The 13,704-nt window shown below is 63.2% G+C and carries 14 protein-coding genes and 2 pseudogenes; 5 read left to right on the top strand and 11 right to left on the bottom strand.

The window, feature by feature from the left end:
- Positions 1–205 precede the first annotated feature (205 nt).
- The 7 genes and pseudogenes from ABCW42_RS21640 to ABCW42_RS21610 form a co-directional block, all read right to left on the bottom strand.
- Complete coding sequence (locus tag ABCW42_RS21640) at positions 206–361, bottom strand: hypothetical protein (protein ID WP_423185013.1); 156 nt, start codon at positions 359–361, stop codon at positions 206–208.
- Complete coding sequence (locus ABCW42_RS21635; protein WP_423185012.1) at positions 358–1,254, bottom strand: transposase domain-containing protein; 897 nt, start codon at positions 1,252–1,254, stop codon at positions 358–360. Before ABCW42_RS21635 ends, ABCW42_RS21640 begins: the two co-directional genes overlap by 4 nt.
- A 154-nt stretch (positions 1,255–1,408) precedes the next feature.
- Positions 1,409–2,202, bottom strand: a pseudogene (locus ABCW42_RS21630) (IS21 family transposase); the annotation flags it as partial.
- Between the two features lie 952 nt (positions 2,203–3,154).
- Complete coding sequence (locus ABCW42_RS21625) at positions 3,155–4,627, bottom strand: APC family permease (protein ID WP_423185011.1); 1,473 nt, start codon at positions 4,625–4,627, stop codon at positions 3,155–3,157.
- A gap of 103 nt (positions 4,628–4,730) precedes the next feature.
- Positions 4,731–5,657: an alpha/beta fold hydrolase gene (locus ABCW42_RS21620; RefSeq protein WP_423185010.1), complete on the bottom strand. Its 927-nt coding sequence runs from the start codon at positions 5,655–5,657 to the stop codon at positions 4,731–4,733.
- Positions 5,658–5,818: 161 nt separating this feature from the next.
- Entirely contained in the window at positions 5,819–6,064 is a 246-nt protein-coding gene (locus ABCW42_RS21615) for a hypothetical protein (protein WP_423185009.1), read from the bottom strand.
- A gap of 344 nt (positions 6,065–6,408) precedes the next feature.
- Positions 6,409–6,939, bottom strand: a pseudogene (locus ABCW42_RS21610) (recombinase family protein); the annotation flags it as partial.
- A 55-nt stretch (positions 6,940–6,994) separates the two neighbouring features.
- Between ABCW42_RS21610 and ABCW42_RS21605 the strand changes: the two are divergent.
- From ABCW42_RS21605 to ABCW42_RS21590, 4 genes are all read left to right on the top strand, one after another.
- Positions 6,995–7,243 (top strand): hypothetical protein, encoded by a 249-nt coding sequence (locus ABCW42_RS21605; protein WP_423185008.1) that lies wholly within the window; start codon positions 6,995–6,997, stop codon positions 7,241–7,243.
- Between the two features lie 11 nt (positions 7,244–7,254).
- A complete protein-coding gene (locus tag ABCW42_RS21600; RefSeq protein ID WP_423185007.1) occupies positions 7,255–7,647 on the top strand; it encodes a DUF4913 domain-containing protein in 393 nt (130 codons plus the stop codon).
- Positions 7,648–7,737: 90 nt separating this feature from the next.
- A complete protein-coding gene (locus ABCW42_RS21595) occupies positions 7,738–9,132 on the top strand; it encodes an IS30 family transposase (RefSeq protein ID WP_423185006.1) in 1,395 nt (464 codons plus the stop codon).
- 537 nt (positions 9,133–9,669) lie between these two features.
- Positions 9,670–10,485, top strand: a complete 816-nt coding sequence (locus tag ABCW42_RS21590; protein WP_423185005.1) for a reverse transcriptase domain-containing protein — start codon at positions 9,670–9,672, stop codon at positions 10,483–10,485.
- Positions 10,486–10,498: 13 nt separating this feature from the next.
- Here the strand turns inward: ABCW42_RS21590 and ABCW42_RS21585 are convergent, their stop codons facing one another.
- The 3 genes from ABCW42_RS21585 to ABCW42_RS21575 are packed head-to-tail and all read right to left on the bottom strand — an operon-like array spanning position 10,499 to position 12,622.
- Entirely contained in the window at positions 10,499–11,503 is a 1,005-nt protein-coding gene (locus tag ABCW42_RS21585; protein ID WP_423185004.1) for a tyrosine-type recombinase/integrase, read from the bottom strand.
- A complete protein-coding gene (locus tag ABCW42_RS21580) occupies positions 11,493–12,464 on the bottom strand; it encodes a tyrosine-type recombinase/integrase (RefSeq protein WP_423185003.1) in 972 nt (323 codons plus the stop codon). The genes ABCW42_RS21585 and ABCW42_RS21580 overlap by 11 nt, the downstream gene beginning before the upstream one ends.
- An 8-nt stretch (positions 12,465–12,472) precedes the next feature.
- Positions 12,473–12,622 carry a hypothetical protein gene (locus tag ABCW42_RS21575; protein ID WP_423185168.1) on the bottom strand — a complete coding sequence of 50 codons (150 nt, stop codon included), beginning with the start codon at positions 12,620–12,622 and terminating at the stop codon, positions 12,473–12,475.
- Here ABCW42_RS21575 and ABCW42_RS21570 point away from each other — a divergent pair.
- Positions 12,575–12,784 (top strand): hypothetical protein, encoded by a 210-nt coding sequence (locus ABCW42_RS21570; protein ID WP_423185172.1) that lies wholly within the window; start codon positions 12,575–12,577, stop codon positions 12,782–12,784. The two genes, ABCW42_RS21575 and ABCW42_RS21570, sit on opposite strands and share 48 nt — an antisense overlap.
- A 130-nt stretch (positions 12,785–12,914) precedes the next feature.
- Here ABCW42_RS21570 and istB read toward each other — a convergent pair whose 3' ends face one another.
- The gene (gene istB / locus ABCW42_RS21565; RefSeq protein ID WP_423185002.1) at positions 12,915–13,688 is read right to left on the bottom strand and encodes an IS21-like element helper ATPase IstB; all 774 of its coding nucleotides are present in this window, start codon (positions 13,686–13,688) and stop codon (positions 12,915–12,917) included.
- Positions 13,689–13,704 lie beyond the last annotated feature (16 nt).

The following is a 13,704-nucleotide window of genomic DNA, read 5'->3' as shown; positions in this document are numbered from 1 at the left end:
ATCTTCCAGGCCATCACCTGCTCATCAGTCCCGAGAACCGGAGCCTGGCTGTCATGTTCCGAAACGATGATCGACACGATTTGACCCGTGTACGGGCGGTGTCTCGGACGAGGTCTGCAGCGCCGAACTGGGGGGCCAGCTGAGTCCCCCTTGACGGCTCCCGTACGGTGCGTCGACGAGGGCGACGGCATCCTGTTGATGGCGCTCAGGGATTTTCCCCGGAGTTGCTCGGCGTTTTTCCCCAGACCTCCTGGATGACCGCGGCCGGGTGCCGCCCGCGCAGCACCCGGCCGCCCAGGATCCGTGACTTCAGTTCGCAGTACGCCGTTTCGATCTCCCATCCCTCATGGTAGAGACTCACCAGTCCCAGCGCGGGAGCTTGGAGGGGTCCAGCAGCGTGGTGACCCGCCGGTATTCGGTGGTCAGGATCTTGGCCTCGGTCGTGGTGGTCAGTGCCGCATCAATGACCCTGACGCGTTGGCCCGCGGTGTTGGAGAGATAGGAACCATCGGGAAGAACCTGAAGGACCGGCAGTTTCATCGCGTTGGCGCTGGTCTTGGCGCGGAAGAGGAAATCCGCGCCCGTTTGGGCCACCTTACGGCAGAAGCGGCAGGTGGCGAAGTTCCGGTCCCCGAGCAGCACCATGCCCGGTTGCAGGCAGGAAATGACTTGGCGGGCGTAGGTCAGCCCGCCCACCGCATCGGTGTCGAAGGCCACCTCTATGACCGAACGGGTTCCGGCCGTGAGGATCGCGACCAATCTGAGCATCGGATACCCGGCTTCCCCGTTGGGACCCCCACGCGGCTTGGGAAACCTCACCCGGTTCACCTCGGTGTCGGCCACGGCAAGCTGCGTCCCATCGATCGCAACGACCAAACGGCCGGCAAACCGGTTCATCTGCCGCGCCCCGGTCACCGCCGGCCCCTTCACCAGGGAGAACAACTCGCGCAACGGGGCCGTTCCTACGCGGCGCATCGCTTCGCTCAACGCCGAGGCCGAGGGACTCTTCACCGGTACCGGCAGGCCCGTCACCAGGCGCGAGAAGACCTGCTTCCATCCCTGATCGGCGAACAAGACCCCGGCCAGCAACAGGTAGACCACCACCCGTGAGGGCAGCCGCCTGAGCCGGCGCTCCTTGCCGCTGGCCGTCTCGAGAGCGGCGTCAACCATGTCGAACGGAACCACCCGGGTCAGCTCGCCCAAGTGTCCTGGCGCGAATACCCCCGGAGCATGATGAATAGCAGAATCGGACATCGTGGCTCCTGTAGGGGTAGATCAGTCTTGGAGGACCGAACTACTCAAACAGGAGCCACACCCACTCACCCCGGTGACACGCCGATGCCACACCGCCTTGACACCCGCCCCCGGCCACTAACCGAACGGCATTGGGGTTATCGGGCGTGGTTCACCCAGCGCGGTTACGCACCGCCTGGGTGCCGGCGATTTTGGCCATGGTCACGGCCTCGGCCATCTTCACGTTCATCCTGGCTGTCCCGGTCCCCGCGGCTTCCACGAGCCAGGTCCTGGCGCCCGCGCCGATGGCCAGGAACTCGGCCTCGCCGGCGTTCCGTGCCGTCACGGCGTAGTCGCCCGGGATCCTGGTCCTGGCCCCGGGGAAGTGCTCATCAATGATGGCGGGGTTGCCGGGCCTGGCCCGGTGATGGCGGGCGACCTCGACCGGACCGGACGGGCCGTGGTGGACGATAATGACTTGTTCGTCGGGTCCGGTGCCGTGGGCGCGGACGAATACCCGGGTCCCGAGCAGGTGTGCGGGCACGGAGTACTTGGCGTTTTCGAAGGTGACCATCGGCGTGTACTCCGGGACCGTGCGGGCCAGTCCGAACGCGACCGTGTGCGCGGTCTCCGGGATCCGGTGCAACCGAAGCTGCTCCTCGGCCAGCACGGCCGCCGGTTTGCGCCGGATCGCCCGGTGCTCCCGGTTGTTGACCTCGTCCATGAAGGCCCCGCAGGCGGCCTCGAGCTCGGCGAAAGAACTGTATTCGGGCCGCAGGTTGGTATCCGTGGGCACGAGATCGGCCTTGGCCAGCTTCACGGACGCTTCGACGCCGCCTTTCGGGGCGGGGTCCGCGGGCTGGCAGGTCAGCACGCTGACCCCGTAGTGGCGGGCGAGTCCAGGGTCTGCTGGTACCGCACCGGCACCCCGGCGACGTGGGCGGTGGTGACGGTTTTCTCGGTGTCCGTCTTCTGTGGCCTGATGCGCTGGCCGTGCTGTGGTGGTGCGTATTTTTCGTTTATGGCACATAACGCCGGGCTGGGGCGATCGTGGTTACTTCAATCTCTCTGATGAGAAAGGAAGTTGCCATGATGGAGGAGTATTTCGTTCAGCCCACACAACGAAATTAACAGCTCAGACCGGCAATTAAAACCCTGGGCCGAAGAACCTAACAAAGTACTACGAAACACCACGCACGGAGTTCCTCCGTGCGCAGCCCGTCAGCACCGGCAGCACCCCGGTTACGTTCAACACGCTTCAGCGCGATCATCAGATTCTGCCGGGAGAAGATTGCCTCCCACAGATCCGATGTATCCCTGATGTTCTCCCCGATACCCGCCGGGTCCTCACTACGCACAGACAGCAGGTCTCCCGGATTCACCGTTCGCTCCTTCACTATCTGTCCCACCACTCCCGTGGGTTGGCTGCGATTCCTGTGGAACACACGAGAAGCACCGCTTCAAACCATCAATACCCAGCGTTCAGCTCTTTCCGGCAAACCACACGATTTCCCGCGGGTACTTTACGGCCTCGGCTGACTTCTGCCCCATCAGCAACGGCCCTTAGAGCCGCACCGCTCCACCCGGTAAACCGGATGACGCACCGGGACAGATCTCCCCAGATAAGAGCATTTGCTTTCCCCCTGCCGCCGCCGCATTTACACACTGGCCGTTTCGGTGGGACGGGTTTCACCATTCGTGGCTGGCCTGCTCCGACCGGCATGCCTTCTATGCGGTTCGTGTCCCTCGGTGCAGGGATTTGCCTCCGGCTTCCTTCCCACCCCACCTCACGATGACGCAGTTGCCATTGGCTAGAAGTTAAACCACCATCTCCTTCAGAGGACTTTCACCTCCAAGCGGATGCCCGTACTGGGCGTACAATAGGTGCGGGTCCCGCGGAGTTTCCGCGGGACCCGCATTCTCAGGAGGCTCGGGAACTCGAGTCAGAGGAACGGCTCGCTGGCTTTGGCCGCTTGGCCAAGTTCATGCCGGCGTAGACGGCACCGATCGCGAGCCAGATGCCTACTGCCAGCACAATGCTTCCGGAGGTCGCGAAATCGCTCCCGGTCTTCAGGTAATTCACGATGAAGGAGTTCCAAAGGAACCAGAAAGAGACCGCAGCGCCGATGAGTGGCACGACAAGGTGCAGCGAAACCTTGTACTTCTCACCCAGCGCACGGCGACGAAGGAAGAAGCCAATCGCGCCGATGTTGATCAACGTGTAGGTGAAGAGGACTAGTCCGGAGAAGATACCGCCGCCCCATGCGTATGCGTTGGCCAAACTATTTCCTTGCCAGATTCCAACCAGGAGCACGACTACCGGGCCGAGCACGGTGAAGATTACCTGGGCGTTTCGCGGGGTGCCCGTCTTCGGGTGGATTTTGCCAAGCCACCGCGGCGCCATGCCCTCCCGAGCCATTGCATGCGTGAACCGACCGGCAAAGAGAATCGTAGCCACGAACAGCGCCATCACGGAGGTATAGGTGGTGATGATGACCCCAATCTTGCCCCATCCGATGAATTGGTCGGCGATCAAGTACACCGGCCCGACTTCGTTGGCGTTCGCAATGTCTTTTTCCATGACCTCGGGTGATGCCGCCACACTGAGTGCGTACGTCGAGAAGAGGGAAATCAGTCCGACGAGACCAAGAATCAGCGCCGTCATCTTTGGAATGTTTTTGTGCGGTTCATTGGTTTCCTCAGCCATCGACACCGGAACATCAACAACCGCGACTGCAAAAACGACGAAGACCAGCGCGCTCGTGAACCCCGTGCCGCTGGTGAACGCGGATGGCGAGAACGGGTTCAGCCACACGCCGGCAATCGACTGTTTGATGATCACGAAGGCGAAGAAGAGCACCATGAATACGGCCTCGCTGCCGAAAAGCCATGCGACGGCCTTGGTCGACAACGTAACGTTGTTGACTACGAGCAACAGGCATATGACGACTGTCACGACCGCGCCGATGAAACCTGTCCAAAACGACGTATGTATTCCCAGCAAGTCCAGTAGCGCGTTAATCGTTTGCCCTCCCACAGCGGGCTGTAGTAGCGCCGTGAGTGGACCCACGAACCCGACGATCACAAATCCGACTGTGCCGCCGGTCCATCGTCCCAACCCTTCTGAGATCCAGGTGAATGAGCCTCCCGCGCTCGGTCGGCGAGATGACATCAGGTAGATGCATACGGCGGTCGGCACCAGCGCCAGTGTTGTCAGGATTACTCCCCAGAAAGCGCCCCCGCCACCCGCTTCAGCCACAGCGTACGGGAGGATCGCATAGGCGGACACAGCAATCGCGCAGTAGCCGAGTCCGACCAGTGTTGCAGCCGACAGACTTAATGCCCCCCCGCGCAGAGTGGCCGACTCTGCACGTGTTTCATCCAAACGGGTCATTCCTTTTCTCCTATTGTGATCATGCCGTTGAGGCGGACCAGCCAGTGCAGTCTTTTTAGATCGCACGTTCGATAGATTTGTCTCAGCACGAAAGCAGGGGCCTTCATGCTTGGTTTCCGGTTTCCGCGCCGAGGCGGCGGGAATCCTCGTGTGTCCCGACGCGCTCCAGAAAGGCGTCGAGTGCCGCGTTAAAGACGCCCGGCGCTTCCCAGAACATCGCATGGTGTCCGTGCGATTCCACTACGGCATGGGGCGCGTGCTCCTGTATCCACGTCATTGCGACATCACGCCAGTCCTCCCGCACGTAATACATCACGGGGACATTGCCGTCAAGCTTTTCGGCAATTTCCGTGTTATCTACGAAGAAGAGACTCATGATCAGTTGCACTGCAACGAGGTCTGGCGTTTGGCTGGAGATCTGCGCGAAGAACTCGACGCTCTGCTTATCGGGATTCTGAAGCATCCACGCACAGAACTCACGATTGAATGCCTCGCGGTCCATCTGCAGGTCGAAGGTGAACGCCTTCAGTTCGCCGTCCTGGTCGCCGTGGTCGATCGTTCCAAAGTCGGCCCACTCGACGCGCTTGTCTCCGCCGCGCATCCGCGGCGGAATGTCGAGGACCACCGCACCTTCGACGCCTTGGGTCCCGAAGACGCGCAGATATTCCAGAACCTCGATACCGCCTGCGGACCATCCGACCAGAACGACCGAATTGTAGCCGAGGTGGTCCAGCAGCGCCTTGAGGTCGCGGGCGTGCTGTTCGTAGTAGTGACCGCCGGGGGTCTGTGAACTCATCCCCTGGGAACGAGGGTCATAGCTCAACGCCGTGAAAGACGTCGAACCCTCGAAATGACGGAGTTGGTGCTCGAAAACTTCGCACGACATAGTCCATCCAGGAACGAAAACCACGGCCACCTCCCCTGTGCCGGTCGTCCTATAGCGCAGAGTGAGTTCATCTGAAATCTTGAAGAAACAGTCGCGTTCGGCGTCACCGGAAAGCGCGAGGTCTGTTCGATGGTCGGTCATCATTGCTCCTGATTCAGCTGGATCTGGTTCGGCGGCCGAAGCCGCATCATTCGAACGCTCGATAGATACCGTACGTCGTGACTCATGTCACGTCAAGCATTTTTTATTCCATTGCAGTTAACTTGGCGATCGGGTCGAACGACTCGAGACCGTGCGGACGAGCGCTAGGGAATGTTGATTCCCAGGACCTCCACCGGGTCGATCTTCACTTCCCCCACCACGCACCGGTGCATCCACGAGTCACCCAGGTCAAACACAAACTGAAACTCATCACCCGGCCCCACCGTCCGAACAACCTTCGCCGCGGCAATGTCCAGCGGGGCGATGATCGGGCCGTGGACCGATCCGGCAGTCGGGTCGATAGCAGCGGCTATCGGTGGATCTGAGGCGACCATCAGCGTGCAGGTCACGTACCGGCCATGTCAGGGGAACTGCTCGTCCTCTGACTGTTCGAAGCTTGGGCTCGGCCGTTTACCATCGAGCCATGACGGTCAGGCTTGATGCCGATGGTGCTGCGTATTCCGATGTGGACTGCTTCAGATGCGAATTTCCCGGTCCGCACTGGGCGGGGCATCGTGGTTGCAGCGATGTGTTCGCGTGGCGGCGGTGCTTCGCTGTGTTCCCGGACCCTACGACTCACCCGACTGCCGATCGGCTGGGTCGCTGCACTGACGTTGCCTGAACGTCTGCGGCCGATCATGGCTGTGATCACTGTCGCGGCAACAGCCGCCTTGGCAGGGGAAGCGGCCGGTGCAGGAGCGGCCTGTCGGAGGTATTGGTAGACGGTTTCCCTGCTGATCCCGTAATCCCGGGCGAGAACAACTTTCGGGACTCCGCTGCCGGCACGCTGAACCAGCTCGGCCGCTCGTTCCGGTGTGAGGGTCTTCTTCCGTCCCTTGTACACGCCGCGCTGCTGGGCCAGCGCAATCCCTTCCCGCTGGCGTTCCCTGATCAGGGACCGCTCGAATTCAGCGAAGGCGCCCATGACCGAGAGTATGAGGTTCGCCATGGGGGAGTCCTCCCCGGTGAAGGTGAGCTGTTCCTTGAGAAACTCCACGCGTACACCTCGCCGGGTCAGCCCCTGCACCAGGGCGCGCAGGTCATCAAGGTTCCGGGCGAGCCAGTCCATGCTGTGTACGACGACGGTGTCTCCGTCGCGAACGAATCGCAGCAGCTCGGTCAGTTGCGGCCCTGCGGTGTCCCGGCCCGAGGCCTTGTCCGTGAAGACCCTGTCCAGGACGTGGCCGTCGAGCTGGCGCAGTTCATTCTGGTCCAGCGTGCTCACCTATCGGGCGTAGCCGATCCGCTGACCGTTCACGGCTGCCTCCAACCCCGTTGATGTGGTGCATTCGAGTGGCGGGGAAATCGTCGCCGAAGAACTCATCGTCTCCAACCTCGCCGAACTGGACCGCGGCCGGGCCGTCATCCTCGCCTCCGGCGCACCCGCCACGCTGGTCCGCACCATGCCCTGGTACACCGGGCCCCACAAGGACGCTGTGGAAGCATCCATCAGGAAGTACAGCCCGCGGCCGGAGGAAGAAGAAGTTCCGCTCGCTGCAGCCGCCGCCTATCTGTGGGTCACCGGATAGAGGAATCTAAGATGACCATCGACATTGGCCGCTTCAGTGAAGCTGCCAGCCCTGGCGTTGATGAGCCTGTGAGCACAACTAGAGACCAGCAAAAACCGCCGGAACTCGTCTACGGCTCCGCCGAAGAATTCCTGCACGAGCAACTGCTGCCCACCTACGTCCGGGACGTCGACGGCCGCGCCGCGAAATGGTGCCTCGAATGGTACTTCCATCCCGAAGCAGTGTCCCGGATAGAAGCGTTGTGGCGGGCCTGGGAACACCTCAGACTCGACGGGGCCACAGGCATCAGCGTCTGGTTCAAAGACCACGCAGACCACCACATGGCCGTGCTCCTGGACCCGCGCGGCCCGTTCTACAAATGCGACATGCAAAAACACAGGGACCCCGAACACGGTGACTTCTAGTGGTCGTTGCAACACCCCTGATTTTCGGGAGTTGCAACGACCATGTCGTCTTCAAATCAAGAATCTTCTTTAAGGGGAAAATCGGGTCCCGTGCCCACGCCGCCACAGAAGAACACCTACAGGCGGTACTCACAGGCCGAGAAGGATGAGTTCTTCGCTGTGTTGGAGCGGCTCGAGTGTGCCGCCGCGGCGGCCCGTGAACTCGGATTCAAGGCGGCCACGTGCCGCAAATGGGCCCGGCAAGCCGGGACCCGGCTCAAGTACGGTGTGAAGGGTTCCGAGCCCCGCCGGGAGTATACGCAGGCTCAGAAGGACGGGTTCTTCACGCTCCTGGACCGCCTCGGGAACGTCTCGGCCGCGGCGTCAGAGCTGGGGCTAAGCGCCGCCGTCTGCTACGCATGGGTCCGCGAGACCGGGGCGTTGCCCAAACGGGAAAGGAAGACCACCGGGCCCAACCGGAAGCACACGCAGGCTGAGAAGGATGAGTTCTTCGCTGTGTTGGAGAAAGTCGGCAGCGTCACCGAAGCGGCCAGGCAGCTGGGCCTGAGCAAAGATACGTGTCATAACTGGGCCAGGGCTGCCGGCATCCGCAGCGTCCGCGTCACGGTGGGAAAACGGCAGGAGTTCTTCCGCTTGCGCGCAGCCGGGGTGGGCCGGCGTGAAGCAACAGCGGCAGTCGGTGTTGACCGCAAAACGGCCTACCTGTGGGACAACGGCATCGTCCAGGCCAAGGGGAAACTTGTTCACCCTGAAACCGCTGCCGTCGACTATAAACAGACGGTGAATACTGCGATCGCGGCTACCGAGGCCACCCAGGGAACGACGACTGCCTCCATCGCCCAAACGGCACTGGAGAAGGTGATCGATCCTCGCTACCTGTCGCTGCAGGACCGCGAGAGAATCCGGGACATGAAGGCTCAGGGCTGTTCCAGCAGGGCCGTGGCAGCGGCCCTGGGGCGCTCCCCGTCCTCGATCAGCCGCGAGATCTCCCGCAACAGCCACCCGGTCCTCGGATACCAGCCCTACGGCGCCCAGCGGGCCGCGGTGGCACGCCGGCCCCGGCCCAAAGTCAGTAAGCTGAACGGCAACCAGCGGCTCCGGGATTTCGTGAAAGACAAACTGCTCACCCGGTGCTCGCCCGAACAGATCTCCCACTTGCTGATCAAGGAATACCCCGATGACGAGCAGATGCGCGTGAGCCCCGAAACGATCTACCAGGCCCTCTATCTCCAGGCCCGCGGCGGGCTCAAGCGCGAGGTCAAGGACGCCCTGCGCACCGGGCGGACCCGCCGCAAAACCCGCAAGAACACGGAGGAACGCACCTCCCGGTTCCGCGACCCGATGATCAATATCTCCGAACGCCCGCCCGAGGTCGAAGACCGCGCGGTCCCGGGCCACTGGGAGGGGGATCTCGTGCGCCACGAAGCGCTGTTTTACCGAGCGGAGGTGGAAGACCTTCGCCGTTGTGCTGTCGCAGCAGCATGACGAAGCTGGGGGCAGCCTGAACCGGGAAACGCCGGTGAGGGTGGCAAGCAGCCCCGACAACGCCGGGACGGGCCAGTACTACCGGATGGTCCGGGTCCGGCAAGCAAGGCGGGAAGGTGTACGCGAGGAACCAGTGCTAAAAGCTTCTCAAGTCTCCCGCCAGCTCCAATCCGGTGGATATGGGCTGGTCTGCGATGCGCACCGATACCCGCTGGGTGTTGGAAACTCCGCTGTTGGTTAAGGTCGTTGGCAGTGGAGGCCACGGTGAAGGCCTGCGGCGTAGCCGTGGCGATATCGCAGGGGCATAGCTGGGCACCTAACCCGCCAATCGGTTGACAGTGAACGTGGGAACCACCGTGCGGCTCCCGGCTTCGGCGTCTCGGCCAGAGACGGCAAGGTCCGGGTTGATGCGTTGTCCGTCGACGGCGGCACGGTGGGGCGGAGGGGTCGTAGTAGTCCGAGCGGGGGAAAGCCTCGTGCATGGCGAAGGGCCCCAGCGGATATGACGCAGTAGCTACTGCAAGAACGGAGGCACTGGTGAATACCGGTGAACTGATATGGCCCTCCCCTGAAGGGGCGGCCGTGCGGGTACGTGCGATGCAGACGAAACTGCACCACTGGGCGGTCAAAGATTCCGGCCGCCTTTTTGACGATGTGTTTAACCTCGTCTGCGACCCGGATTTCCTCACCGTTGCGTGGGGCCGGGTCAGGGGGAACAAGGGTGCACGCACCGCCGGTGTTGACCGGCGTATCCCGGCGCTTATCTCCGAGGGGGCCGAGGTTGTGGAGTTTCTGGGGCAGGTACGGGAGCAGTTGAAGTCCCGCACGTTTGCCCCGTTGCCGGTGCGGGAGCGTCTGATCCCGAAGCCGGGCAGCAGTAAACTGCGCAGGCTTGGTATCCCGACTGCGGCGGACCGGGTGGTGCAAGCAGCCTTGGCATTGGTGTTGGAACCGATATTCGAGGCGGATTTCAAGCCGGTAAGTTACGGCTTCCGTCCCAAACGTCGGGCCCAGGACGCCATCGCCGAGATACACGCCATGGGCACCCGTAACTATCACTGGGTGTTTGAGGCCGATATCCAGGCGTGTTTCGACGAGCTGAAGCATTCTGCGGTGATGGAGCAGGTGCGCAAGCGTATCGCCGATAAAAGGGTCCTGTCCCTGATCAGTCGTTTCCTGAAGGCGGGCGTGATGTCCGGTGACGGGAAGGTCAGGGAATCCGATACCGGCACCCCTCAGGGGTCCTTATGCGCAGCTGCGCATAACCCGCCCTATGAGCAGTTCCGGGTTATGCGTAGCGCCTGGCGGTTGCCGCTGGTGGGGGTGTTGACGGCAGTGGGACGCTGCGCATAATCCGGGCGGGTGGTTAGAGGCTGGCGAGCCAGCTGAGCAGCTCGGGGTTTTGGTTCCATTCGGCCAGGTCGGCGGTGACAACGTCGGTGTAGGCGGCTTCGAGTGCTTTGCGTTTGGCCTCGGTGGAGGCCCGCGCGTAGATCTCGGTGGTGGATAGGTCGACGTGGCCCAGGATGTCACGGATGTAGGGCAGCGGAACACCTGCGTCGTATAGGTGCATGGCCCGGCTATGGCGCAGGATATGTGGGCTCAGGTGCGCGTTTATCAGCGCGGGATCTGTTGCGTTGGCTTGATATTTGCGAAGGATCCAGGCGATCCCGCCGCGGCTGAGTTTGGACCCGTGCTGGTTGAAAAACACGGGATGATCATCATGACCGGCGCTATCCAGCCGTCGTTCGGTCAGGTAGGCGGCCAGGAGAGCTGCCGTGTTCCGGTCCAGCGGGACGTGGCGGGTCTTGCGGCCTTTGCCGGTCAGTGCAGCCATGGCCGGCTCGTCCAGGCGGATGCCGCGGACGGTCAGATCGGCGAGTTCTTGAACCCGGGCAGCGGTGTCATACAGCGTGGCCAGCAAGGTCGCGTCACGTCTGCCTGTGCGGGTGTGCCGGTCTGGCAGGGCAAGCAGATCGCGGGTCTGCTGCACGGTCAGGTGGGCCAGGGCCGGTCGGTCCTGTTTCTTGGCAGGGATCGCCAAGATGTCCTGGCAACAGGCCATGCGAGCCGGGTCCTGCGATTGCATCCAGCCGAAGAACGAGTCGATCGCAGCCAGGCGCTGGTTCCGGGTCGAGGCAGTGTTGCGCCGGCTGGTCTGCAGCCAGGTCAGGAACCCGGTGATGGCCGCGGCGTCGAGATGCTCGAGGGCGAGCCGTTCCGGCGGGATATTCCGCTCGTCGCGGAAGTAGCAGATCAGCAGCTTGAACGCATCCCGGTAGGAGGCGATCGTGTTGGTCGAGTAGCCACGCTCCCCGCCCAGATGGCCGGTCAGGAAGCGGCGCAGGAACACGGCGAAGTCAGTGGCCATGACGCCGCCCCTCCGTGACGGGCGGGACGATATCGCCGATGGTCTGTTGGATTCGGGTGGTGATGTCCGGGAAGGACTCGGCGGTCAGGCGCAGGTAGTAGGCGGTATCGTCCACCGACGAATGACCCATGTAGGTTTGCAGCACCGGCAGCAACGCGCCGACGTCCTGTCCCCGGGCGAACCACAACCGCAGGTTGTTGACCGCCATCGTGTGACGTAGATCGTGCACTCTGGGGCCGTGCCCGCGCCCGCCGTGGGAGATGCCGGCCTGCCACAGAAACCGGCGGAAGTTGCGTTCGACGTTTCCGAGCGTGAGCGGCCGGCCTCCCGGGCCTGGGAAGAACCATTCGCGCCGGCCGGCCGGTCCGGCAACCTCGGTGTCGTAGCGGGCGAGCCTTGCGCGTAGCGCCTCGGAGACGGGCAGCTGCCGGTCCTTGCCGCCCTTGGCGTCGCGGATTTGCAGCACCCCGGCGTCGATGTCGACGTCGCCGACCCGGAGCAGGCGGGCCTCGGAGCAGCGCAGACCGCAGGCGTAGATCGTGCGGAACAGCACCGGCATGACCAGATGGCGCAGAGGAACCTCCGGGCAGTAGTGGCAGCGGTCGGTTTGCGCGAACAGCGATGCCAGTTCCCGATCGGTGTAGATATACGGGACATACCGGGCCGGTCTGGGTAGCGCGGCCCTGGGCAGCAGGTAGGCCACCACGCCTCGCCGGCCCAGCCAGCGGGCCAGTTCCCTGACCGGCGCTGCCAGGCCCTGCAGTGTCGCGGGTTTGACGTTCCGCCGCTGTGCCGCGGTGATCCACGCCTGCACCAACGGTTCGGTGAGTGTGTCCAGCCCGGGGAACTGCATGCGGCAAAACGCCTCGAACCGGGCCAACACCTGCGCCTCGGTGTCGTACTTGTAGCCGACGGTGCGTTTCTCGGCCACGAGGGCCGTGATCGCATCGGACAGTGTCATGCCGGTCGTCATCGTGTCGCCCCCGACGCCGGCATGTCCGGATCCAGGGCACACTTGGCCAAAAGACCCAGTGACGATTTCAGATACACGCCTGTGGATGCGACCGACTGGTGGCCGAGGATGTCGGCGATCTGCTCGATCGGTGTGCCCTGCTCCATCAGCCGGGTCGCCAGCGTGTGCCGCAGCGAATGCATGCCATGGCGGCGTCTCTGACCCAGCGGGACATGAGCGACCCGGGCGTGCTTGACCAGGATCTGGTGCAGATGATCCTGGTCGGAGAACGGGCCTATCGGGGAAGTGTGGTGTCGCCCGCCACGTAATTCCCCAGGGCTTTCGTCACGTTATTCCCCAGTGCCTGGTGACATGGTAATCCTTCTTCGCAGCGGCAGGTCCAGGGGGTAGGCCCGTTTTTCGTTCCGTCTTTGCCTTCTCCGATCCGCTGGAACGGGTTCAGTTGTTGGGACGGCTGCGCGCCCGGTAAGACCCCGTCTGGATGGTGATCTGGTGGGCGTTGTTCACGAGCCGGTCCAGGAGGGACTCGGCGACGACCTGGTTCGGGAACAGGGGGTACCACTGTTCGGGTGCCCGGTTGGTAGTGACGATGATCGAGCGGGCCGGGCGTTCGTTGACGATCTCGTAAAGATCATCTCCCTGGGCGGGGGTGAACTCGCGCATCGCGAAGTCGTCAAGGATCAGCAGGTCGGGTTTAGTGTAGGCACGCAGGCGCCTGGGCCAGCTCCCGTCGGCGTGCCCGCCGGCGAGATCGGCAAGGACCCGGGAGGTAGGGGCAAACCGGACGGTGTGCCCTGACCGGAGGGCCTGATGCCCGAACGCGGTAGCGATGTGGGTCTTGCCGGTGCCGACCGGGCCGCTGATGATCACGTGCTGGCCGGTGCGGACCCATTCGGTGTTGGCAAGGTCGCGGATGCGGGCGGCGGGAATGCCGGGGTCCGCGGTGAAGTCGAAGTTCTCGATCCTTCCGTCGGATTCGAACTTCGCGGCCCTCGTGCGCCGCTCCAGGGCCGCGGAGTCGCGGCGGTTGATCTCGTCCAGGCACAGAGACTGGAGGAAGTCCAGGAACCCGAGCTGGCCGTCGGCGGCCTGGGCGAGACGGTTCTCGAGGGAGTCGAGCATCCCGGACAGGCGCAGGGCTCGCAGGGACGCGGCGAGCTGGGTGCGGTCGGCACCGACAGGTCCCGGGCCGGTACTGGTCGTGATGGTCATGGTGGTCTCCTTGTTC

The organism is Arthrobacter sp. NyZ413 (genome assembly GCF_049390645.1).
Taxonomy (GTDB): domain Bacteria; phylum Actinomycetota; class Actinomycetes; order Actinomycetales; family Micrococcaceae; genus Arthrobacter.
Note: the sequence above shows the minus strand (reverse complement) of the source record. Positions and strands in the feature narration are given on the sequence as shown.